The organism is Ruegeria sp. YTSA072, assembly GCF_059610285.1.
This window is the reverse complement of sequence record NZ_JBXWNI010000002.1, coordinates 347020-368281: the sequence shown is the minus strand read 5'-3', so window position 1 is coordinate 368281 and position 21262 is coordinate 347020. Positions and strand designations below refer to the sequence as shown.

General features: G+C 56.9%; 19 protein-coding genes, 1 tRNA gene and 1 pseudogene. 10 read left to right on the top strand and 11 right to left on the bottom strand.

Translation table 11 applies throughout. The annotated features are described in order from the left end of the window. Positions 1-21: 21 nt before the first annotated feature. The 7 genes from speA to AC2FIB_RS05985 all read right to left on the bottom strand — a co-directional run bounded on the left by speA (position 22) and on the right by AC2FIB_RS05985 (position 7759). Positions 22-1911 carry a biosynthetic arginine decarboxylase gene (gene speA / locus AC2FIB_RS06015; RefSeq protein WP_496733773.1) on the bottom strand — a complete coding sequence of 630 codons (1890 nt, stop codon included), beginning with the start codon at positions 1909-1911 and terminating at the stop codon, positions 22-24. Between the two features lie 101 nt (positions 1912-2012). After that, entirely contained in the window at positions 2013-3098 is a 1086-nt protein-coding gene (locus tag AC2FIB_RS06010) for a DUF1513 domain-containing protein (protein WP_496733775.1), read from the bottom strand. A 3-nt stretch (positions 3099-3101) separates the two neighbouring features. Then, positions 3102-4112, bottom strand: coding sequence for an imelysin family protein (locus tag AC2FIB_RS06005; RefSeq protein ID WP_496733776.1), 1011 nt, complete (start codon positions 4110-4112; stop codon positions 3102-3104). A gap of 3 nt (positions 4113-4115) precedes the next feature. Further along, positions 4116-5663: a di-heme oxidoreductase family protein gene (locus AC2FIB_RS06000; RefSeq protein ID WP_496733778.1), complete on the bottom strand. Its 1548-nt coding sequence runs from the start codon at positions 5661-5663 to the stop codon at positions 4116-4118. Then, positions 5623-6108 (bottom strand): bacterioferritin, encoded by a 486-nt coding sequence (bfr, locus tag AC2FIB_RS05995; protein ID WP_282170976.1) that lies wholly within the window; start codon positions 6106-6108, stop codon positions 5623-5625. Before bfr ends, AC2FIB_RS06000 begins: the two co-directional genes overlap by 41 nt. Next, complete coding sequence (locus tag AC2FIB_RS05990; protein ID WP_108859208.1) at positions 6056-6349, bottom strand: (2Fe-2S)-binding protein; 294 nt, start codon at positions 6347-6349, stop codon at positions 6056-6058. Before AC2FIB_RS05990 ends, bfr begins: the two co-directional genes overlap by 53 nt. 141 nt (positions 6350-6490) lie before the next feature. After that, a complete protein-coding gene (locus AC2FIB_RS05985) occupies positions 6491-7759 on the bottom strand; it encodes an imelysin family protein (protein WP_496733780.1) in 1269 nt (422 codons plus the stop codon). 232 nt (positions 7760-7991) lie between these two features. Here AC2FIB_RS05985 and AC2FIB_RS05980 point away from each other — a divergent pair, with 232 nt between their 5' ends. Beyond that, a complete protein-coding gene (locus tag AC2FIB_RS05980) occupies positions 7992-8519 on the top strand; it encodes a ZrgA family zinc uptake protein (RefSeq protein ID WP_496733781.1) in 528 nt (175 codons plus the stop codon). Between the two features lie 106 nt (positions 8520-8625). Here the strand turns inward: AC2FIB_RS05980 and AC2FIB_RS05975 are convergent, their stop codons facing one another. After that, complete coding sequence (locus tag AC2FIB_RS05975) at positions 8626-8919, bottom strand: hypothetical protein (RefSeq protein WP_496733783.1); 294 nt, start codon at positions 8917-8919, stop codon at positions 8626-8628. Positions 8920-9149: 230 nt separating this feature from the next. Between AC2FIB_RS05975 and dcm the strand changes: the two genes are divergently transcribed. The 3 genes from dcm to AC2FIB_RS05960 are packed head-to-tail and all read left to right on the top strand — an operon-like array spanning position 9150 to position 12099. Next, complete coding sequence (gene dcm / locus AC2FIB_RS05970) at positions 9150-10382, top strand: DNA (cytosine-5-)-methyltransferase (protein ID WP_496841815.1); 1233 nt, start codon at positions 9150-9152, stop codon at positions 10380-10382. A 31-nt stretch (positions 10383-10413) separates the two neighbouring features. Further along, the gene (locus AC2FIB_RS05965) at positions 10414-10830 is read left to right on the top strand and encodes a very short patch repair endonuclease (RefSeq protein ID WP_496733785.1); all 417 of its coding nucleotides are present in this window, start codon (positions 10414-10416) and stop codon (positions 10828-10830) included. An 18-nt stretch (positions 10831-10848) separates the two neighbouring features. Then, on the top strand, positions 10849-12099 hold the full coding sequence (locus AC2FIB_RS05960) for a type II restriction endonuclease (protein WP_496733787.1): 1251 nt from the start codon (positions 10849-10851) through the stop codon (positions 12097-12099). Between the two features lie 404 nt (positions 12100-12503). Here the strand turns inward: AC2FIB_RS05960 and AC2FIB_RS05955 are convergent, their stop codons facing one another. Then, the gene (locus tag AC2FIB_RS05955) at positions 12504-12818 is read right to left on the bottom strand and encodes a putative Na+/H+ antiporter (RefSeq protein ID WP_496841814.1); all 315 of its coding nucleotides are present in this window, start codon (positions 12816-12818) and stop codon (positions 12504-12506) included. Between AC2FIB_RS05955 and AC2FIB_RS05950 the strand changes: the two are divergent. Continuing rightward, a pseudogene (locus AC2FIB_RS05950) lies at positions 12796-13410 on the top strand (tripartite tricarboxylate transporter permease). The gene AC2FIB_RS05955 and the pseudogene AC2FIB_RS05950 sit on opposite strands and share 23 nt — an antisense overlap. Before the next feature lie 130 nt (positions 13411-13540). On the opposite strand, the gene AC2FIB_RS05945 reads toward AC2FIB_RS05950, so the two are convergent. After that, positions 13541-13615, bottom strand: a tRNA-Gln gene (locus AC2FIB_RS05945). Positions 13616-13920: 305 nt separating this feature from the next. Here AC2FIB_RS05945 and AC2FIB_RS05940 point away from each other — a divergent pair. Beyond that, positions 13921-14829: a haloalkane dehalogenase gene (locus tag AC2FIB_RS05940; RefSeq protein ID WP_496733789.1), complete on the top strand. Its 909-nt coding sequence runs from the start codon at positions 13921-13923 to the stop codon at positions 14827-14829. Positions 14830-14839: 10 nt separating this feature from the next. On the opposite strand, the gene AC2FIB_RS05935 is transcribed toward AC2FIB_RS05940, so the two are convergent. After that, complete coding sequence (locus AC2FIB_RS05935; protein ID WP_496725537.1) at positions 14840-15361, bottom strand: SH3 domain-containing protein; 522 nt, start codon at positions 15359-15361, stop codon at positions 14840-14842. Positions 15362-15499: 138 nt separating this feature from the next. On the opposite strand from AC2FIB_RS05935, the gene AC2FIB_RS05930 reads away from it, so the two are divergent. The 4 genes from AC2FIB_RS05930 to AC2FIB_RS05915 all read left to right on the top strand — a co-directional run bounded on the left by AC2FIB_RS05930 (position 15500) and on the right by AC2FIB_RS05915 (position 21126). Then, complete coding sequence (locus AC2FIB_RS05930) at positions 15500-16486, top strand: 2-hydroxyacid dehydrogenase (RefSeq protein ID WP_496734208.1); 987 nt, start codon at positions 15500-15502, stop codon at positions 16484-16486. A 67-nt stretch (positions 16487-16553) separates the two neighbouring features. Further along, positions 16554-18347, top strand: coding sequence for a gamma-glutamyltransferase (gene ggt, locus AC2FIB_RS05925; RefSeq protein WP_496841813.1), 1794 nt, complete (start codon positions 16554-16556; stop codon positions 18345-18347). A 24-nt stretch (positions 18348-18371) separates the two neighbouring features. After that, the gene (locus tag AC2FIB_RS05920) at positions 18372-19778 is read left to right on the top strand and encodes an FAD-binding oxidoreductase (RefSeq protein WP_496733791.1); all 1407 of its coding nucleotides are present in this window, start codon (positions 18372-18374) and stop codon (positions 19776-19778) included. Positions 19779-19878: 100 nt separating this feature from the next. Further along, positions 19879-21126 (top strand): hypothetical protein, encoded by a 1248-nt coding sequence (locus AC2FIB_RS05915; RefSeq protein ID WP_496841812.1) that lies wholly within the window; start codon positions 19879-19881, stop codon positions 21124-21126. Positions 21127-21262 lie beyond the last annotated feature (136 nt).

Genomic DNA, 21262 nt, shown 5'->3' with positions numbered 1-21262 from the left:
GGGGTCATCTCCTCTCTGGAGTTATTCGTAATAGGTGTAGCCGTTGATGGAGTCGCGATAGGCGCTCATCAGGGTTTTACGGTCCTTGGCCATCAGAGTACCGGTCGAGATCGCCTCGTCCACCATTTTACGGAACGCGGCGACACAATCGTTGGGGTCGAACTCGACATACGACAGAACCTGGCTGATGGTGTCACCCTCTTGCTCGTGTAGCAGGTCAAAGCCACCGTCCGCGCGCAGGTCGATGGTGACAACGTTGGTGTCGCCGAACAGGTTGTGCAGATCGCCCAGCGTTTCCTGATAGGCACCGACGAAGAAGACGCCCATGAGGTACTCCTGATCCTCGGGCAGGGAATGCACCGGCAGGCTGGGCGAGACGCCGTCGGCCAGAATAAACCGGTCGATCTTGCCGTCGCTGTCGCAGGTGATGTCCGACAGCACCGCGCGACGATCTGGCGTCTCGTTCAGGCCCTGCAACGGCACGATAGGGTGCAGTTGGTCAATGGCCCAGACATCAGGCAGCGACTGGAACAGTGAGAAGTTGCAGTGATAGATATCGGCTACTTTCTCAAGCTGATCATCCACATCCGTGTCCAGATCATCGCTTGCGGCCAGCGCCTTGAGACGGGCCATCAGCGACAGGTAGATCCGTTCAGCCCGGGCCATCTGGCGCAGGTCCACATAGCCGCGGCGGAACAGCGCGCGCAGTTCGTTGCGGTAGAAATTCGCGTCGTTCCAGCATTCCTGCAGTCGGTCGCTGCTGAGATAGCCGTTGATTGCAGCCAAGTCTGAGACCAGATGGTGGTCGTCCGCTTCAACCTCGGGGCCGTTGGGCGCATCGTAAAGCGTGCTTTCCAGCACGTTAAACACCAGCATCGACGATGTTGCCACCACGGCGCGGCCGCTTTCAGTGACCAGCGTAGGGTGGTTCACTTCTGCCTCATCCATCGCATAGGAGACGGTTTCGACAACATTGGCGCAATATTCCTCGACCGTGTAGTTGATCGAGTTCTCGGCAGCCTTCTTCTCACCTGTGTAGTCCACGCCCATACCGCCGCCGAGGTCCAGATGGGTCAGCGGCACGCCTTCGCGTGTCAGTTCAGTGTAATAGCGGCAGGCTTCGCCCACCGCGCGGCGTACATCGTTGACGTCCTGCACCTGCGAGCCAAGGTGTGAGTGCTGCAGCTTCAGGCAATGCAACAGTCCCGCCGCTTTCAGCTTGTCCACGGTGGCGACCAACTGGTCGGTGTTCATGCCAAAGGCGGACCGGTCGCCCGAGCTTTCTTCCCACTTGCCGCTGATCTGGTTGGTCAGTTTTACCCGCACGCCGATCAGGGGTTCGATGCCCAACTCGTTATAGACCTGGATCACCGTGTCAGCCTCTTTCGGGCTTTCCAGAACAATGACCGTGTTGAACCCAATCTTGCGGCTGAGGATGGCCAACTGAATGAACTCGGCATCCTTGACGCCGTTGCAGACAATCAACGCCTCACTGGCCAGACGGTGCGCCAAGGCCACTACCAGCTCAGGCTTTGACCCGGCCTCAAGTCCATAATTGTATTTCTTGCCGAACTCGACAATCCGGTCGACCACTTGCGCCTGCTGGTTCACCTTGATCGGGAACACGCCGCGATAGCTGCCCTTGTAGCCGGTGCGTGCAATCGCATCGCGAAAGCTCTCGTTAATGTGGACAATCTCGTGTTCCAGATAAGAACTGACGCGCAGGATCATCGGCGCTTTGATGCCGCGTTCATCCAGATCACTGAGAATACCCGGTAAGCTGATCGCTTCGGCCTCGGGAGCCATCGGATTGCGCAGACCGATTTCGCCCAGCTCCGTCACCTCAATGAGACCTTTGCCCCATTTCTCAACTCCGTAGATGGAATGCGGTGCGTCGGGCGTGTGTTTCAATCAAGTCAGTCCTTGTAAGTCAGGGTGCCAGTTTCGCGCCCGCCAATACGGCAGCTATATGATTCTTCCAAGTGTAATCTATGGGGCGGAATTTTCCGAATTCATGCAGCTGTGCGAATTGGGATCAAATGGTTGTCCCATTGGCAATCAGCCCGGTTGGATATTTGGGCCTTGTTTGTGGACAATTGCCCGATGACTCCTGTCCCGGATGTGAACACAAACCCGTTTGATGCGGTGCCTAGGCCGCAAACATCCTCGTGCAGGAAGACGCCATCAAGCTGTCCGTCCGCGACCCGAAAACGGTGCAGAGCGTTGCCGCGGGGACAGGTGATGGCGACTGTTTCGCCTGCACCGGAAAAGGCGATGCTGCCCGCATATCCCTGCAACGTGCTTTGGTCAGCGTCGGGGGCGCTAAGCAGCCGAGGGTTTTCACCACGACGATGCAGGCCCAGCAGGGGTGGTTGTTGCGATGTGTCGCCCTGCCATTGCATCGCGAATCCGACCAGACCGTCGGATCGCACAGCCAGGTGGCGGATCGAGTTTTTGTGCAAGGCTTGTGGCAGCTCTACCTGCTCCAGAACCCTGCCATTTTGGTCCAGATAGGTCAGGCGCGGTTGCATCACGGGCAGGTTGAGCTTGGTTCTTCCTGTTTCTGGGTGGGTTTCGATCCCGCCATTTGCCACAACCAATGTGCGACCATCTGGCATGAGACGCATGTCATGGGGACCGACACCGCCCGAAGCGAACTCGCGAATTCGTGTGTAGTCATCTGTGTTCCAGACACCAATCACGCCTTGACCGGTCTCAAAATCGTTTTCAGTGGTGAACAGCCGTTTTCCATCGGTTGAGAACACGCCATGCCCATAGAAATGGCGGCCTTTTGGGGCTTCTAACACAGCGGTCTGTGTGCCGGTCGCGCAGTCGATGATGATTGCAAATGTTCCCGGACGGCGTGCAAAAGCTACCGCCTGCGCGCGGTGCGGATGGGCCGCCGCCGCGTGCCCGCGCGCGGGCAACGGCAGAGAAAACAAGATGTCACCGCCCTTATCCAACCCGGCCAGCCGAAAAGTTCCATCCGGGAACAGTGCGGCGGCAAGATAATCCGGTGCGCCGACAGCGGACCATCCACGCAAGGGCGCAAGGCTGGTGGCAGCCAACCCAGCGAGAAAGCTTCGACGGCTTTTCACGGTTCAATCCCCGTCCAGTGAGTTGAACCCGGCATTGATGCCCAGTGTGGGGCCAAGCTCGGTCGAGGCAATGGCGCGGATATTGTTGATGGATTGCTGTAGTGCCTCAAGGCGGAACCTTCCCTGCAGGTTTGCCACCCCGGCAAACGCCGGATCGTTCAGCGACTGCGCCCGGTCGATGGCTGCAGCGAATGCGCCGTCCAGATCTGCCGCGATGTCCGGATGATCTGCCGACAGGCGCGCGGCAAGGTCACGCAAGGCGGTCAGAGACAGCTGCACGTGGCGCAGTGAACGTTCCGAACGCCGCGCCTCGGCGCGTTTGGGGCGGGGGCGGTCGAAACTTCCCATTGGGCGGCCAAGGCGGGTTTCGGCGGTGAATTCCAAACCAGTCGTCAGGGTTTTATAAAGCTCTTGCATGGCCTCGTCTTCAGACCGGTATGGGCTGTTCTCACCCGGGCTTGCCAATGCGCGTGCGTAGTTCGCCCAGTCTGCATCAATTGCCATGGCGTTGCGGTTGATATCGGCGGTGATGGCCTGCATTAGTGCGCAGCGATACTCGGCGCTGCCCTGATCGGTGAACCGTGGATCGTAGAGCATCAGTTCCAGCGCGAAAAAACCGCGACCGGCCACGGAGGTTTCCGCGAACGTGTCGGGTGACTGGATGGCTGTGTCTTCGGCAGCGATCAGGCCGGACAGGGCTTTGGGCGTAAAGCCCTTGGTGTCGGGCCAAAACGCCAATGCAAACGCGCGGTCTTCTGCCTCAGATGGGCCAAAGCGCAGATGGCTGACTGAAATCCAGTCGTCAAACGCCGCGTGGTAAGCAGTGCGAAGCGCGACCGAGGTTGGGTTGCAATCTGTCTGCGCTGCCTCGGCCAATGCATCGGTGGTCTCCGTCAGTCTGGCATAGCCGGGCAGGATGTGCGCCTCGATGGCGTCGGACAGGATCGGGCCGCGCTCTTGCGCATAGGCGCCAAGCGGCAATGTCAGGAAAAGGGCAAGTACGAAGGCGCGCATGGGTCAAAGGCTTTCTAGAAAACGGATAAGGGCATCGCGATCGGGTTTTGGCATCTCGACGACAGCGTCACGCGCTGCCTGCGCCTCACCGCCGTGCCACAGGATCGATTCGAGCAACGATTGCGCCCGCCCATCATGTAGAAACTGCGTATGGCCTGACACCTGTTGGGTCAGGCCGACCCCCCAAAGTGGTGGTGTACGCCATTCACGACCCGTGGCGCGGGCCTCGGGCCGGCTATCGGCCAAACCTTCGCCCATGTCGTGCAGCAGCAGGTCCGAATAAGGCCAGATCAGCTGAAAGCTATGCTCGGGACGGTCTTCCATACGATGCGTCACGAACGAGGGCGTGTGGCACGATGCACACCCGGTGTCGTGGAACACCTGCTTGCCGCGCAACACCTGAGGATCGTCCATATCCCGGCGGGCCGGTACACCCAGATTGCGGCTGTAGAAGGCGACCAGATCCATGCCGATTTGATCGATTTCGAAGGTCCGGTCGTCGCCATCACCATGCGGCGCGTTCACGCAATCGACCTGCGAAGTGGTGCAGTCACCATGCGGAGCCGGGTAGAGCGGGCTGGAGATGCCGATATCCCCGGCAAAGGCCGCTGCGGATTGCTCCATGATCGTGGGCATACCTGCCTTGTGGCCAAACCGGCCCATCATCGGCGCGCCGTACTCAATCGCCCATGCGATATTGGGGCGGCCGGAAATCCCGTCGCCATCCTCATCTTCGGGGTCTGCGTTTGCCAACAAGTCCTCAACCGGGATCGCTTCGAGCAGACCCAAGCCGATCATCTGCGGGGCTACGCGCGGGCTTATCATGGCGTCGGGGTGCAGCGGGCCATAACCCAGATCCGCAGCCTCGTAGGTCGGGCGGCGCAAGGTAATGGTTTCCCCATCAGCCAACGTGACGGGAACGTCCTCGTAAGTGATATCCAACCTGTATTCCGCCGGGTGGCCGGGAAGGGCCAGATCCTGCATCTGCCCGCCGTAATTCGGTTCGGGCAGGGTGGCGATGTAGTCTTCGATCTCGGCGTACCCGTCTTCGGATGTGCCAGGGATGGACACGCGCAGGAACATCGAAATCGCGTTGTCATCTGGCCCGTTGGGCGTATGCCCGCGCCCGTCTTTGATGTGACAGCGTTGGCAGGATCGTGCGTTGTAGAGCGGCCCCAACCCATCTGAGGCCAGTGTGGATGACGGAGATGACACCCAGATTTTCTTGAACAGGCCGTTGCCGACTTTGAAGTCAAGCTCCTGCTCGAAACTCAGGTTGCCCGAGGGCTGCGAAAACGCATCTGCGTCGGTGCGCACGCGGACAGTTGCGGCACCACCGGGCAACTCTTCAAAGCGCTGCGGCGCGCTGAAATCGTCAGGTGCGGCGGTTACGCGCGCAATCCTTGCTTGTTCGTCTTCGGTTCTGGGAAGGTAGTTCAGGTGAAAATCCCGCAGCTCGGCCGACAGGGATTGGGTGGCCGCAAGGGCGGCCACCGTCACCAGCGAAAGCTTACGCGCCTTCGTCCATTTTCGATGCGTTGAGTTGCGCATAATTGGCTTCGCCAATCCTTTCGTACAGGTCCAGCTGTGTTTCGAGGAAATCGATATGCCCTTCCTCATCCGCCAGCAATCCTTCAAACAGAGACATAGTGACGTAGTCGCCAGCGCTCTGACAGTATTCGCGCGCTTCCTTGTACAAGGCCCGGGCGTCGACCTCTGCGGCCAGATCACATTCCAACGTCTCTTTTGGGGTCTGGCCGATGCGCAACGGGTCAAGTTGTTGCAGATTCGGGTGACCGCCCAGGAAAATGATTCGCTCGATCAGCTTGTCCGCGTGCTCCATTTCTTCGATAGATTCTTCGCGGCTTTTCTTGGCCATGTGGCCAAGGCCCCAATCTTCCTGCAGGCGGTAATGCAGCCAATACTGGCTGACCGCCGTTAGCTCATGCCGCAGAGATTTGTTGAGATACTCTATGACCTTGGGGTCGCCCTTCATCTGCATTCTCCTGTGTTACCTCGCTGCGAAGTGCGCGAAGCTGCATCGGGACCTCCAACTTATCGCTGGAGCGCATCGAGTCTAGGAAAAGCGGCATGCACCCGCCACAATCTGCTGATTTTCCAAGGGCATGGTAGATTTTACCAGGGGTAATGACCGCGTAAGGATCAGACGTACGCATCCAATCGATGGCTGCGCGGATATCGTGATCCGAGATGTTTGTGCAGTGGCATACGATCATAGCAATCAGGGCTCTGAGTTGTATTTCTTACTGTATTAGTAAGTTAATTTGGAAACGTCCAGAGGCAACAGATCAAAGGTACCTCACAAGATTTGGAGGCGGCGTGAAGCAGCCGCCTCCGTTTGGCGCAAACCTTGTGTTTTACTGGAAGACCGCGTCTGGGTTGTCCAGGCTGTCCGAACCTTCGAACGCGATTTGGTCAAGTTCCAATACAGTCACAATGCGCTCGATCGTCTTGGTCTGATCGACCAGACCGTTAACGCCACCCATGATCAGCACTTCGCCGCCTTCGCTGCCGCGTTTCAGCATCTGGTCATAGGCAAAACCGGCCTCTGCGGTCGATTTCAGACGCCCAAGGGCCTGCATGGTGTTGGCTAGTTTCACCTTCATCTCGGCATCCAGAGCCGGATCGTTGGCAACAACCAGATCCGACAGCGATGCGCCGGAAACCGGAGTGCCGTCGATGCGGGTGTAGCTGCCCAGATAGACGTTCTGAACGCCCAGACCATCGTAGTAGTGGCTGTTGTGGGTGTTGTCCGAGAAGCAATCATGCTCTTCTTCGGGGTCGTTCAGCATCAGGCCCAGACGCATACGTTCACCGGCCTGCTCGCCGTATGACAGCGAACCCATGCCGGTCAGAATGGCGCTGACGCCAGCGGTTTCGTCGGCCGTCAAGGCGGCGCGTGCTTCGCCACCTTCGGCCCATTGCGCGGCCATCCATTCCAGATCGCTGACCAGCAGATCAGTCGCAGCGCTCAGGTATTGTGCACGGCGGTCGCAATTGCTGTTGGTGCAGTCGTCACCCTGAACGTAATCGGTATACGGACGGTCGCCTGCGCCCGCGCCATGGCCGTTCAGATCCTGGCCCCACAGCAGGAATTCGATTGCGTGGTAGCCTGTGGCAACGTTTGCCTCGATCCCGTCGGCTTCGTGCAGGGTTTCGCCCAGCAATTCCGGGGTGATTTCGCTGGCGTCGATGGTTTTGCCCGACAGCTCAAAGCTGGGGTTGGCGATGACATTCAGCGCGGCGAACTCGTTCTCGTCAGTCGGACCGCCATAGGCTGCGTCCACATAGTCGATCAGCCCTTCGTCCAGCGGCCATGCGTTTACCTTGCCTTCCCATTCGTCAACGATCGCGTTGCCGAAACGGTAAACCTCTGTCTGCTGGTAAGGAACACGTGCGGCAACCCAAGCGGCGCGTGCCGAGTTGAGTGTGGCGTCTGACGGATCATCGATCAGCGCGTTTACGGCGGCCTGCAGCGACTTTGCCGCGATCAGGCTGTCGTCATATTTGGCTTCGGCGATGTTCGCGTAGGTGGTCAGAACGTCGATCTTCGCTGGGGCGTCCGCAAACGCTGCAGTCGCGATCCCAAGGGTCAATACGCTGGTGGCGGCAAAAAATTTGGTCATGGAGGTGACACTTTCCTGTCAGAAAAAACTCACTAGCTCCGTCTTAGCGACGCGCATGCGCCAAAAACTGAGTTAATTAGTAAGTTAAGTCAACCTGAGTCTTATTGTCAGAAATAAATGTCGCACTCTTTCCCCATAATTAGCGGGGTAGGTGGGCCGAAGCCACGATTGCACAGGGTTTTAATCACATTAGAATGGACTACGTGATTCCCTGTTGGATGGTGCTTTGTTTATGAAATGTGCAGCCATTGCTTTGATGCTGACACCGGCGATTGTTCTATCGCAGGTGCAAGGCCCTGCCCATGAACATGGTACGGGGTATGTGGATATCGCCTTTTCTGATCAGGCATTTACTTTGTCCCTCAACGTGCCTTCTGCGGACATCATTGGTTTTGAAGGCCCGGCCGAAACCGATGACGATCGCGCGCAGGTTGCGGTCGCGGTCTCCGACCTGTCCAAACCTCTGGGCCTGTTTGTGGTGGCGAAAGAGGCCGGATGCGTTACCGCATCAGCCAATGTCACGCTTACGGGTGAAGGATTGGGGCAGGACAATACCAACAAGTCTGTTGATCAAGATCAACATAGCATTTTTTTGGCCGACTACCTGATTCAGTGCCAGGATATTACAGCGCTGGCTAATATTCAGTTTGCGTATTTCGAACGGTTTGAAAATGCCCAGAAGTTGATCTTGCAGGTGACCCGATCCGGTCAAATCCGAACGTATGAGATAACTCGGAACCAACCGGATCTGGCAATGTGAAATGCCAAAACGCGGGCCATAACAGTCGGCCCGCGCACATATACGATTCAAAGGGCGCAGTCATGTAGTCGTGACGAAAGCGCCATGGACGGCACCCAATATGCCGTTAGTGCACGAAATGCAGTTCTGAAAAACTCTGCCGCCACTCTGCAACCTCGGCGGCGATATCCGCGCCCGCCAATGCAGAGGTGACCAATGCCGCCAACCGATCAGCGTCCTGCGACGTTATGCGAGAGCCAGAGTGGTTCAGCAGGGCCTGAATGGACCGTATCAGATCTTCGGCCTCTACCACATCTGTTTGCGGGTGCTGGCCCTTCAGGGCTAGCGACGCCGCATCCTCCAGATTACCGGTCAGCTTAGCAAAAACAAAACTGAGCTGTTCCCGAGTTGCGTCGTCCATGGCGGCAGTGCCGCTTGTCGGGCCACAGAAGTCGAGCAATTTCTGCACTGCCTTCGGATGTGTCGCAAAAACGCGCTGAAAGTCGTGACGGTATTCAGATCCCAACCTGCGTTAACTTCAGATTCACTCCGGTGTTTCCAGAATGTTCTTGCTTCGCGGGAATCTGGTCGCCATAGTGACAAAAAAATTCCCCGCGAAAATCTGAAGCGCGGGAGCAGAGGGCGAGCAGAATGACCGAATTTGAATTGTTGTTGCAGAAAACCGGGCATTCGGTTTCTGAGGCCGCGGAAATCCTAGGTTACTCAGAAAGTCACATCTACCGCTGGAAACGCGGAGAGGAAACCCCGCGTGAGGGGGTGATGAACCTCCTGCGAATGGAGGCCGAGGCGCGCCAGCCGGATACCTCCGGTGCCGCATTTTCGTTCATCGACCTGTTTGCCGGTATCGGCGGCCTGAGAAAGGCGATGGAGAGCGCGGGCGGGCGCTGTGTTTTTACGTCGGAATGGGACAAATACGCTCAGCAGACCTACGACGCAAACTTCGCGGACAACCGTCCCATAGCGGGCGACATCACGGGAATCGAAGCCGAAGAAATCCCGCAACATGATGTTCTGGTTGCCGGGTTTCCCTGTCAGCCGTTTTCGATTGCCGGCGTTTCGAAAAAGAACGCACTTGGCCGTGCACACGGATTTGATGACGAGACCCAGGGCACACTATTCTTCGATGTGCTGCGGATCCTGAAACATCACCGTCCGGCGGCCTTCATGCTGGAAAACGTGAAAAACCTGCGCAGCCACGACAAAGGCCGGACCTTTGAGGTCATCATGCGGAAACTCCGGGACGAACTGGGCTATTACGTGCCTGACCCCCGGGTGATTGATGCAGCCCATTTTGTGCCTCAACACCGGGAGCGGATCGTAATTGTGGGATTCCGTGAGGAAGTTCCGTTCAGCTTTGATGATGTTGCTCTGCCGGTCCGGGGCGCACGCCGAATGCGGGACATTCTGCACCCGGAGAACGGTCTGGAGAATCCTGAAGGGCATTTCACGCTCGGCAATGACGCCACTGTCAGCGACAAATACACCCTGAGCGATAAGCTCTGGAAATACCTGCAGGACTATGCGGCCAAACACAAAGCTAAGGGTAACGGGTTTGGCTTCGGCCTTGTAGACGGAGACTGCATCGCCAGAACTCTGTCCGCCCGCTACTACAAGGATGGGTCCGAAATCCTCGTAAGCCGGGGCGAAGGCAACAACCCCCGCAGGCTCACACCGCGCGAATGTGCCCGCCTGATGGGGTATCCGGAAGATTTCCGGATCCCGGTCTCGGATACACAGGCCTACAAGCAGTTTGGGAACTCGGTGGCCGTGCCGGTATTTGCCGAGGTGGCGCGGATTATGGAGCCGCATGTCCGTGCAATCCTGAAAGGGCAGGGGACGATACCTGTTCGCAAAGCTGGCTGACGTCCACGACCGGCAAACCCGCAGCCGCAACATGGCGGCAATCCGGGGTGTGGATACCAAACCGGAACTGATCATCCGGCGCGGGCTTCATGCCCGGGGTTTCCGCTATCGCCTGCACGACCGAAAACTGCCGGGGCGGCCGGATCTGGTACTGCCAAAATATCAGGCGGTGATCTTTGTAAACGGGTGCTTCTGGCATGGTCATCAATGCCCGGTTTTCAAATGGCCAAAAATGCGCGAAAAGTTCTGGCGGGGCAAGATCGGCGGGAATGTGGCGCGGGATCAGAAAAACCTCTCTGCCATGCGGGCGGCGGACTGGCGCGTGGCGATCGTGTGGGAATGTGCCCTGAAAGGAAAAAGCAGGCAAAACGTTGCGGATGTGATTGACACGCTCTCGCAATGGTTGTCCTGTGGCGACGCGGAGCTTGATATCGAGGGGCTCCGGTAGCAATTCAGGGAGCAGTATTTGTCCGGGCACGGTTTTCTGTCGAAGTATTTTGTTGGTGCCGGTGCAAAAATCCTACGCGGCACGGAAGTTGATCCCAAAGTCTCCCATGGCCATGAGTTCCAGGGCGTTGATGTGTTCCGGGCATTTGTCGGGACCCCGGAAGACCGGGAAAAGATCCCGGTCACCTATATCTGGATCGACGACAGCGAGGATGATCCCATCAGGCTGAACCTCACGGGCTCCTGGTACAACAGCCGGAAGCGGCAGCCACACCGGACAGCGGAGTACAGGCTGTACTATCCGGCAGCTTCAGAACCGGTTGTTTATCGCGCGTCTGCCGGAGACACTCTGTTTCTCTGCATGACCGCTCAGCGCCAAGTACTGGCCGTTCTCTGCCCTGCTGGCAGTTCAATTGAACAACAGCTCCTGTGGTTGTTTGGGCTGGCTCTCACCGGGGATTATGAGCTCAGCCAGCGGGACATTGGCAGTGAGGGGGGCAGGGACGTTGATTTTGCTGCCCGGATCATTCTGGATGCCCTGGGCATTGAGCCGGAGGACGTTGAGCCGCCTGCCTTCGAGCGGCTCGTTTGCAAGTTTGGTCTGGCTTTCCCGTCGACTGCGAAATTCTCGAAATTCGCGCGTGACAGTCTGTTCGGTGTTGATCCTGTCGGATCTCCGGACGAGGCCCTGCTGGCTTGGATGGAGCATGAAGAAGCGTTGTTCCGTTTCATGGAACGCGAGATCGTCACGGACCGGTTAAAGACAGGGTTCTTCGATGAAAGTGGTGCTGATGTGGCGGGTTTTCTGAAATTCTCGCTAGGGGTTCAGAACCGTCGCAAGTCACGAGCCGGATTTGCCTTCGGTCATCATACAGAGGCAATCCTTCAGGCTCACAACCTGCGCTACAAACGCGAAGCCACGACCGAAAAACGCAATGCTGCTGATTTCCTTTTTCCGGGCGAAGAAGAGTACGCAAACACCCGCTATCCGAAAAGTGGTCTCACGATGCTCGGTGTGAAAACATCCTGCAAAGATCGTTGGCGGCAGGTTCTGGCTGAAGCCGGCCGGATTGCCGAAAAACACCTGTTGACACTTGAGCCCGCGATTTCCCGCGCGCAGACATCAGAAATGCAGGCACTGAACCTGCGCCTTGTTTTGCCGCAAGGGTTGCACGGTACATATCGCGCGGACCAGCAACCCTGGTTGCTGAGTGTCGCTGACTTTCTCGATCTGGTGCGGAAACGCGGATCCGGAGATTTGTTGCTATGACGGGTTCACAAAAAACTCTCAACGCTGGACGCACAAGAGATGAATGGGATCAGGGGCTGAGACGGCTTGAAGCCAGCTTGGGCTTATCCGACATAACCTTCCAAATTTAAGGGAAAGTTCCTGCCAACTCTGAACCCACCACCGAGTTGTCCTGATCTAAAGTCGAAGTTCCGGTCATTACTCATTACTTGCGCCAGTGTCCAAGAAAAGGGCTGAAGCGGTCTCATTTGGAACCGCAGAAATTCCCAACAATGCCAACGCGCCTCTGGCATTCGCCCTTAAATCGCGTCCAAATTTGTCCACTACCTGGTCAGCCAGCGATGGGTGGCAAGCTATAGAAAACACCAATGCAACGATTGTGGACGCGAAGAAGCTCTTAGATATGTTTCAGCAATCCGGTTCTGCTAAGTCCAGGCAAAACCCGAACACTGTATTCTCTTGGCACACTTAGAGAAGAGCAAAGCAAAGCCAACATATGATCGTCGGAACGATTGCTGCCTTAACCAAACCAGCGGGGATACGGCGTTGCCAAAGTGACCCTTCAGGATGGATTGGCCCGCTGGGTTGGGGGTATTGGCGATTACAGTGAGGCCGCCTCCGGTTACCGCCCCGGCGACAACGGCGTATTTCAGTTCGTCTGTAAATCCAGGAACGAGCGTAGCCAAAAGGGTAATCGCAGCATTGTCGTTGAACGCAGTGAGAACAGTTGCGCCAAGCATCAGCTGCACGGCGTTCAAACTCTGCAACAACGCCGTGTCCGGGCCGTCGATGGCACCGCTATTAACTTTGGGTATTCCTGGATCGACCATTGGTGCGATCCTTGTCGGCGTGTTTCTAATCCATGGCATTCAGGTCGGGCCGACACTATTCGTGACGTCAAAAGAGCTGGTCTATAGCCTTTTTGCCGCGGGGTTTCTGGGGATCGCCTGATACGGTTTGATCGGATATTTTAGCGCTGCAGCAGTTGGGCGGTTGATCATAAAAATCCCAACCCGCGTCCTCTATCCTCTTGTCTTTCTGACTGCTTTCGTAGCGGCCTATGCCTCTCGGGGCAGCTTGTTTGACGTTTGGGTCATGGTTGCAGCAGGTTTTGCTGGTTGGCTGATGAAGAAGCTCGATTTCAACCCTGCGGCATTCGTCATTTCGTTCGTTTTGGCCGGAGGGGCTGAAGAAGCATTCCGCCAGTCGCTGCTACTGTCCGACAACGGGCTGATGATATTTGTGACGTTGCCTGTTGCGCTCGGGTTCCTACTGCTCGGCCTTGGTGCAGTGATCTTCCGAATTTGCTCTCTGCGGCGCGAGGCAAAGTAGACACTCTAACAACTGTTTCTACAGAACTGGCTGTGAAGCTGGGATCTTCTCAGTTTACTGGCCGGCTGTGTAACATCGGATTTTCCGGAGGTTCTGTTGCCCCTTATTTTCCTGGCTTTTCTGGAAAAGGTGGCTGGGGTGGTAGGATTCGAACCTACGGTACACTGTACCAAAAACAGTTGCCTTACCACTTGGCTACACCCCAACGGTGAGGCGCTGTCTACGATTGTTGATCGGTGGGTTCAAGACCTTTCAGACAAAAAAATGAGTGCGGATTGAAAAAAATCTAAAGGCGCTAATCGAAGATCTGAGAGTGGCTTGTTTTCCTGAGAAAGGTGTTCAATCCTGCTGTGATCTGGTCGTTTGCCAGGGCAGCGGAGTTTATGCGGAATGGGTCGCCCATAGAGCCTGTTCTTGCGGTGCGGTTTTTGAAATCTAATGTTTCGCGATGGGCTGGATGCGCGCATTGGTGGCAGAGCGTTCGGGTTGGAAACTCTGAAAGGGAAGAGAATGAAGTTTCTACGTACGCCAGATACCCGGTTTGACGGGCTCTCAGATTATCCGTTTGCACCGAATTACGCGCAGGTGGATGACACCGAAGGCGGCCAGTTGCGGATGCATTATGTGGATGAAGGGCCTGCCGAGACCGATCCGGTACTGATGATGCATGGAGAGCCAAGCTGGTCCTACCTTTACCGTCACATGATTGCGGGATTCGTCGCGCAGGGTCATCGCGCGGTTGCACCAGACCTGATTGGGTTCGGGCGATCCGACAAACCAACCGAACGAAGCGACTACACTTATGAACGCCACGTGGCTTGGATGGGTGAGTGGCTGCGCAAGGTGGACCTGCGCAACATCACTCTGGTTTGCCAGGACTGGGGCGGGCTAATCGGGCTGCGGTTATGGGCAGAGATGCCGGAGAGGTTCGCGCGTATAGTGATTGCTAACACGGCGCTGCCGACCGGCGATCAGCCAATGGGCGCTGCGTTTGAGAACTGGCGCAGGTTCAGCCAAGAGGTTCCGGTATTTCCAGCTGGGGGAATCCTGAAAGGCGGAACTGTATCACCCCTGTCCGAAGACGTTATCGCGGCGTATGATGCGCCTTTTCCAGATGAAAGTTACAAGGCCGGGGCGCGGCAGTTTCCTATGCTAGTGCCAGCGACGCCTGATGATCCGTCCTCGGGTCCGAACCGGCGGGCTTGGGAGGTGATCCGAGGGCTTCAGACGCCTGTCCTCACTGCTTTCGGGGCCGATGATCTGGTCATGGCGGGGATTGATGCGGTGTTCCAGAAACTGTGCCCGGGGGCCGCAGGGCAGCCTCATGTTATTTTGCCGAATGCGGGGCATTTCTTGCAAGAAGACGTTGGTCCGGAACTGGTCAAGCTGACCTGCGATTTCATCGCGCGTACATCCTGACCCGTTAAGGTTATTCTCGGATTTCGGCTGGGTCGACGCCCCAAAGGTTTGTTTTCTGCGCCCAGCCGCGATATCCGCCCGCAGAAATCTGGCACCAGTCCAGCGAACAGCTTCCCAGGCGAGCAACAACGCCCGTTTCAAACTGTGCGCTGATCGGCGCATTTGCGTCGGGGCTTGTGTAAACGGTCAGTAATTCGGCGTCGACCAATACCGTTCGAACACCTGACAAAAGGGCATAATGCACCCATCCTCCGGCTCCGTCGCGGTCCTGAACCCTGCGCCAGTTTCCATATTCCGCCGTTATCTGCAGTGGCATACCGCGCCGTTTGAAAACCCAATCGATTCGGTGTGTCAGGGATGGGCCACGGCGCACATTGCCCTCGGCGGCTTTCATCGAGACAAACCGTGGAAGGGGCAGGTTGGTGACTTGGCCACGCTTGTCCTGCGCGCTGGCAGCCAAGCCACCAAACACCGTCAGGAAAACAGCGAATGCCGCCGAAACAAGGCGTTTTACGGGTAGAAAACCACTCACTTACTGTCTGCTCTTGTGCCTGTTGATCTTGCTTCGAAAAAAGGTCGACTCAATGCCTATGGGGTTCTTGTGCCCCGCCTTATCCTGCGCCACGATGACATGGCGCGCGAAGGTTTGCAAAGCAGTGGGAGTGCAGAGGTGTCAAGAGAACGTCTGAGTGTTGTCGTTACGCGACGGTTGCCCGAGGCGGTTGAAACCCGGTTGAGCGAATTGTTCGATGTGCAATTGCGCGACGATGACAACCCGATGACCCGCGAAGAACTGGTGGAGGCCGTGAAAACCGCCGATGTTCTGGTGCCAACCGTGACCGATACGATCGACGGTGGCCTTTTGGGGCAAGCGGGCGAAAACCTGCGCTTGATCGCGAATTACGGGGCAGGGGTCGACAATATCGATGTCTCGACCGCGCGTCAGAGGGGCATTCTGGTGTCGAACACCCCGGGGGTTCTGACCGACGATACCGCTGATATGACCATGGCGCTGATTCTCGCTGTGACCCGCCGAATTCCCGAGGGTCTGTCTGTCATGCAAAAGGGCGATTGGACCGGGTGGGCGCCGAATGCCTTGTTGGGCGGACGTATCGGCGGGCGGCGTTTGGGCGTTCTTGGCATGGGGCGTATCGGCCAGGCCGTGGCCCGCCGTGCCAGCGCATTTGGAATGCAGGTACATTACCACAACCGTCGCAGGCTTCGCCCCGAGATCGAACAAGAGATGGAAGCGACCTACTGGGAAAGCCTCGATCAGATGGTGGCGCGAATGGATGTGATTTCGGTCCATTGCCCGTCGACTCCGTCTACCTTCCATTTGATGAATGCACGGCGGCTGAAATTGATGAAGCCGACAGCCGTTATCGTGAATACCTCAAGGGGTGAGGTGATCGACGAAAACGCTCTGACACGCCGGATACGCTCAGGCGAAATCGCCGGCGCGGGCCTGGATGTCTATGAGCATGGGACGGATGTGAACCCAAGATTGCGACAGTTACCAAACGTTGTTCTGCTGCCCCACATGGGGTCGGCCACGTTAGAGGGTCGGATCGAAATGGGCGAGAAAGTTATTATAAATATCAAGACTTTCGAAGACGGTCACCGCCCACCGGATCAGGTGGTCCCCGCAATGCTTTGATCAGGTGTTTCCCGTGTTTTGATGCGGGCGGTGCCAATTTACACACGCATATTTTCAGGAGGATACGATGAAACGAAGTCTGATTTCGGGAGTGTTGCTGTCGGCGGTGGTGCTGGCAGGACCATTGACTGCTCAGGAAACGGCGGATGCCGTTGCGCCCGAAGGCGCGTCCGAGGGGCAGGTGCAAGGCCTGACCGAAGAGGTGATCGCTGCGCTTGAGGCCAAGATGGCAGGGCAGCCGGTCACATCTGAAAACTGGATGGTCGCTGCTGCGAATCCATTGGCGGTTGAAGCAGGCGCAAAGGTTTTGCGCGCTGGCGGGTCGGCGGCTGATGCAATGGTCGCCGTTCAGGTTGTGCTGGGGTTGGTCGAACCGCAATCGTCGGGCCTTGGTGGCGGTGCATTTTTGGTTTGGTATGACGCTGCATCGGGCAAGCTGACGACATTGGATGGGCGTGAAACGGCCCCGCTTGAGGCGAACCACAGGCTGTTCCATGACGAAAACGGCGAACCGCTGAAGTTCTTTGATGCGGTTGTCGGCGGATTGTCGGTGGGCACACCCGGGACACCGGCCTTGCTGGAAGAGGCACACCGGCGCTGGGGCCGCAGTCCCTGGCCAAGCCTGTTTACCGATGGCATCGCGTTGGCGGACGCCGGTTTTCTGGTATCTCCGCGCCTTGCTGGCCTGGTCGAAAAGGATGCCGAACGCCTGTCGCGCTTTCCTGCAACCGCAGAATATTTCCTGCCCGACGGTAAGCCGCTTGAGCAGGGGCAACGCCTGACCAACCCGGCCTATGCCGAAACTCTGCATATTTTGGCCGAGGAAGGCTCGGCCGGTTTCTACGGTGGTGAGATTGCCGCTGGCATCGTCAGCACCGTACGCAACGCCGAAGGCAACCCGGGCGTTCTGTCGGGAATTGATCTGGCGCTATATCAGGTGATTGAGCGTGAACCAGTGTGCGCAACCTATCGCGCCTATGAGGTCTGCGGAATGGGCCCGCCATCGTCAGGCGCGCTGACCGTTGGTCAGATTCTGGGCATGCTGGACGGCTATGATCTGGCTGCGATGGGCCCCGAAGACACCAATGCATGGCGCCTGATCGGTGATGCCTCGCGTCTGGCTTTTGCCGACCGCGGTCGCTACATGGCCGATCATGATTTTGTTCCCATGCCAACGCAGGGCTTGGTTGATCCATCTTATCTGTCCGACCGTGGCTCTCTGTTAGGCGGAGAAGCCGCTCTGACAGAGGTCGCACCGGGTAACCCCGAGTTCGATCATGCGTCGAATTGGGCCGACGATGTCTCGATCGAGTTACCCTCGACCTCGCATATCTCGATCGTTGATCAGTATGGCAACGTTTTGTCGATGACGACGACGATTGAGAACGGGTTCGGTTCACGGCTGATGACAAACGGGTTTTTGCTAAACAACGAATTGACGGATTTCTCGTTCAAAACGCACAGTGACGGTGTGCCGATTGCCAACCGGTTGGAGCCAGGCAAACGCCCACGCTCGTCGATGAGCCCGACAATTGTGATGCGGGACGGCGCGCCTGTTCTGGCCATCGGATCGCCGGGCGGCAGCCGTATCATCGGCTATGTTGCCAAGTCGATCATCGCCTGGGCAGATTGGGACATGGATGTGCAGCAAGCTCTTTCACTGCCGCATCTCGTCAATCGTTTTGGCACTTATGATGTCGAAGTGGGAACCGCCGCCGAAGGGTTCTCGGATCCGCTAATCGAGCTGGGTTTTGAAGTGAACCCGCGCGACCTGACATCGGGCCTGCATGCGATTGAGATCGGGGATGTGCTGGTCGGCGGTGCCGATCCACGTCGTGAAGGAATTGCGCTGGGCGAATAGCTCGGCGTTTCAAAGGGGAAGACCATGGTGCAGGCAGTTGCTATGCCGCGAAACGAAGTGGGGATTGAGGCAGCTGTCGGCATCCTGAAGCAGAAATTTGGCGACCGGTTGCAAACCGGTCAGGCAATCCGCGAACAGCATGGTCACACGACCACCTGGATCGAAAACCAATCCCCGGATGCCGTGGTCTTTCCGTGCTCAACGCAGGAGGTATCCGAGATCGTCAAAACCTGCGCAACACACAAGGTGCCAGTGATTGCGTTTGGAACGGGTACGTCATTGGAAGGCCATGTAAATGCGCCCGCTGGTGGTATCTCGGTTGACCTGACCCAGATGAATAAGGTGCTGGCTGTGAACCCGGGTGATCTGGATTGCGTCGTACAGCCGGGTGTGACGCGCGAAGACCTGAATACCCATTTGCGAGATCAGGGTTTGTTTTTTCCGATTGACCCCGGCGCGAATGCTTCGTTGGGTGGAATGGCGGCGACGCGGGCGTCTGGGACCAATGCGGTTCGCTATGGCACGATGAAGGACAATGTCCTTAGTCTTGAGGCGGTCATGCCGGATGGGCAGATTATCCGAACCGGGCACCGAGCCAAGAAATCCTCGGCCGGTTACGACCTGACCCGACTGTTGATTGGGGCCGAAGGGACTTTGGGCATCATCACCGAACTTACCCTGCGCCTACAGGGCATCCCCGAGGCGATCACCTCGGCCCGTTGTTCATTTCCGTCTGTGGATGCGGCCTGTCAGGCTGTCATGATGACGATCCAATATGGTGTTCCGGTGGCGCGGATTGAGCTGCTGGATGAAATGTCGGTCCAGGCCGCTAATGCCTATTCCGGGCTGAGCCTGCCGGAAACGCCATTGCTCTTGCTCGAGTTCCACGGATCGGAAAACGGTGCGGTCGAACAGTCCGAAACCTTCAACCAGATCGCGGAAGAGTTCGGTGGCACCGATTTTGCGGCGACCTCAACGACTGAGGAACGCAATAAACTCTGGCAGGCCCGGCATGATATGTACTGGGCTTCCTTGCAACTGCGTCCGGGCGCGCGGGGAATTTCCACGGATGTCTGCGTCCCGATCTCGCGTTTGGCAGAGTGCGTCACAGCGACTCAGGACAAAGCGCGTGAGCTAGGACTTATGGCCCCGGTGGTTGGGCATGTCGGGGATGGCAACTTTCATTCCTTGCTGCTGATCGACATGGAAAATGCGGACGAAATCAGCAAAGCTGACGAATTCGTCGGTTGGCTGAATGATCTGGCTATTTCGATGGAAGGCACGTGCACGGGCGAACATGGGATCGGACAGGGCAAACAGCCCTACCTGGTCAAAGAGCTTGGACCAGCGGTCACGTATATGACTGCCATCAAAAAGGCACTGGACCCCGATAACATCATGAACCCCGGAAAGATCCTGTTGAACACGTAGAAACGGCGCATCCTTGGGAATTCCGCCTCAGAGCCACAAGGGTGCCCAATTCTGCGGCTATCAATTGCGAAAATGAGCAGCAATTGATTTTGAGGTCATAATGGGCGCGCTAAGGTTCATTGGGTTTGCGTTGATAGTTGGTCTGGTCGTCGCGGGGCTAGATTACTTCCAGCAGGATAAAAAAACAGACGATACGCTTTCGTTGACCGGTTATGTTGAAACCATCTCAGCTCGGTTCGATCAAAGCCAAAAAGAGCGGGAAGTGAAACAAGCGGCGCGAGAACGTCAAAAGCTATGGGATGCCGGTGCAAAAGCCTTTCTTCCGAGCCCCCCAGAAGGGTGGGCGCAATATGCCCTGACCGAGCCCGACGCCAAGGCAGTCTCCAGAGTTCTTTCAGAATTTGGGGCAGTACCCCTTGTCAGTTCGATCAGCGGGCCCGCCGAATTGCTTCAGCTCAACGCCGCCGGTAAAGACGGTGCGCTTCGAAAACTGGATGAGACAGGCACTGTTTACGCAAAAGAAGATGAACTGATCTGGCTTGATATCACCCTCAAACCCCAAGCGGCACGAAACACTTTGGCCGGATTGGCGCTGAGTGCGCAGGATGCGTTTCTGGATGGGATGAAGGCCGAACAAGGGTATGCGATGATTGACGGCGTCGCTTTCATCGAAACAACCGGAAATCTGCTGGATGATACCAAAAAGACCAACTATCGCGCGTTCACAGGCCGTATCGGCTTTGATCAAGAGGTTGTAATCCGCCTTCATGCAGATGCCAGCGATGCGACGATCCGAGAGTTTCTTGGCTTGGTAGATTACGCAGGCCTGAACGCAATGTTGCCGCATCCAGCGCTGGTTGTGGGAAAGGGAACCGAGGTCCCTCTGACCCGGCAGCCCGAAATTGCGGATGAAATGCACGATCTTTATGAAACGATGCAAATCGCGCAGCTAAGGTTGGGTCAGGAAAAGCTGGAAAATGTGGATGCGGCCGCTCTGGTGGTGAATACCTTAAGCAATTCTGGCTTCAACTCTGAAGGCGTCATGGACATCACCAACGGCGAAGTCTTCGAAAATCAGGAACTGTCGCAGCTATCTTACATTCGCACCCAGAACTTGCTGCTTGAATCTGCGCTGAGCGAGGTGGAAACCGAAGTGGCCAGCACAGGTGGTATCGGTGGGTTCATTAAGGGATTGATGGGCAAAGTGGCCCACGCCGACGCAAAATCGGATGAACGCCAGCCTCTGGTTGCTCCATCAGGTGAGGTCAAAGTCAGGAAGGGTGGTTTAGGCCAATCATCCTGTGCAACGTTAGGCAGTAGCAAACGGTGCTCTGTCGGGGGCAACTGAAACCTTTCACCTGAAAAATCGACGCTCTGCGCCATGCACGGGTCGTTTTCTTTATATCACTGGTCGGATGAATGTCGCGCCGGGGCATTCAAATGCGCCATATGGTGTCAACTGAATTCAAGGGGAGACGCCCGGT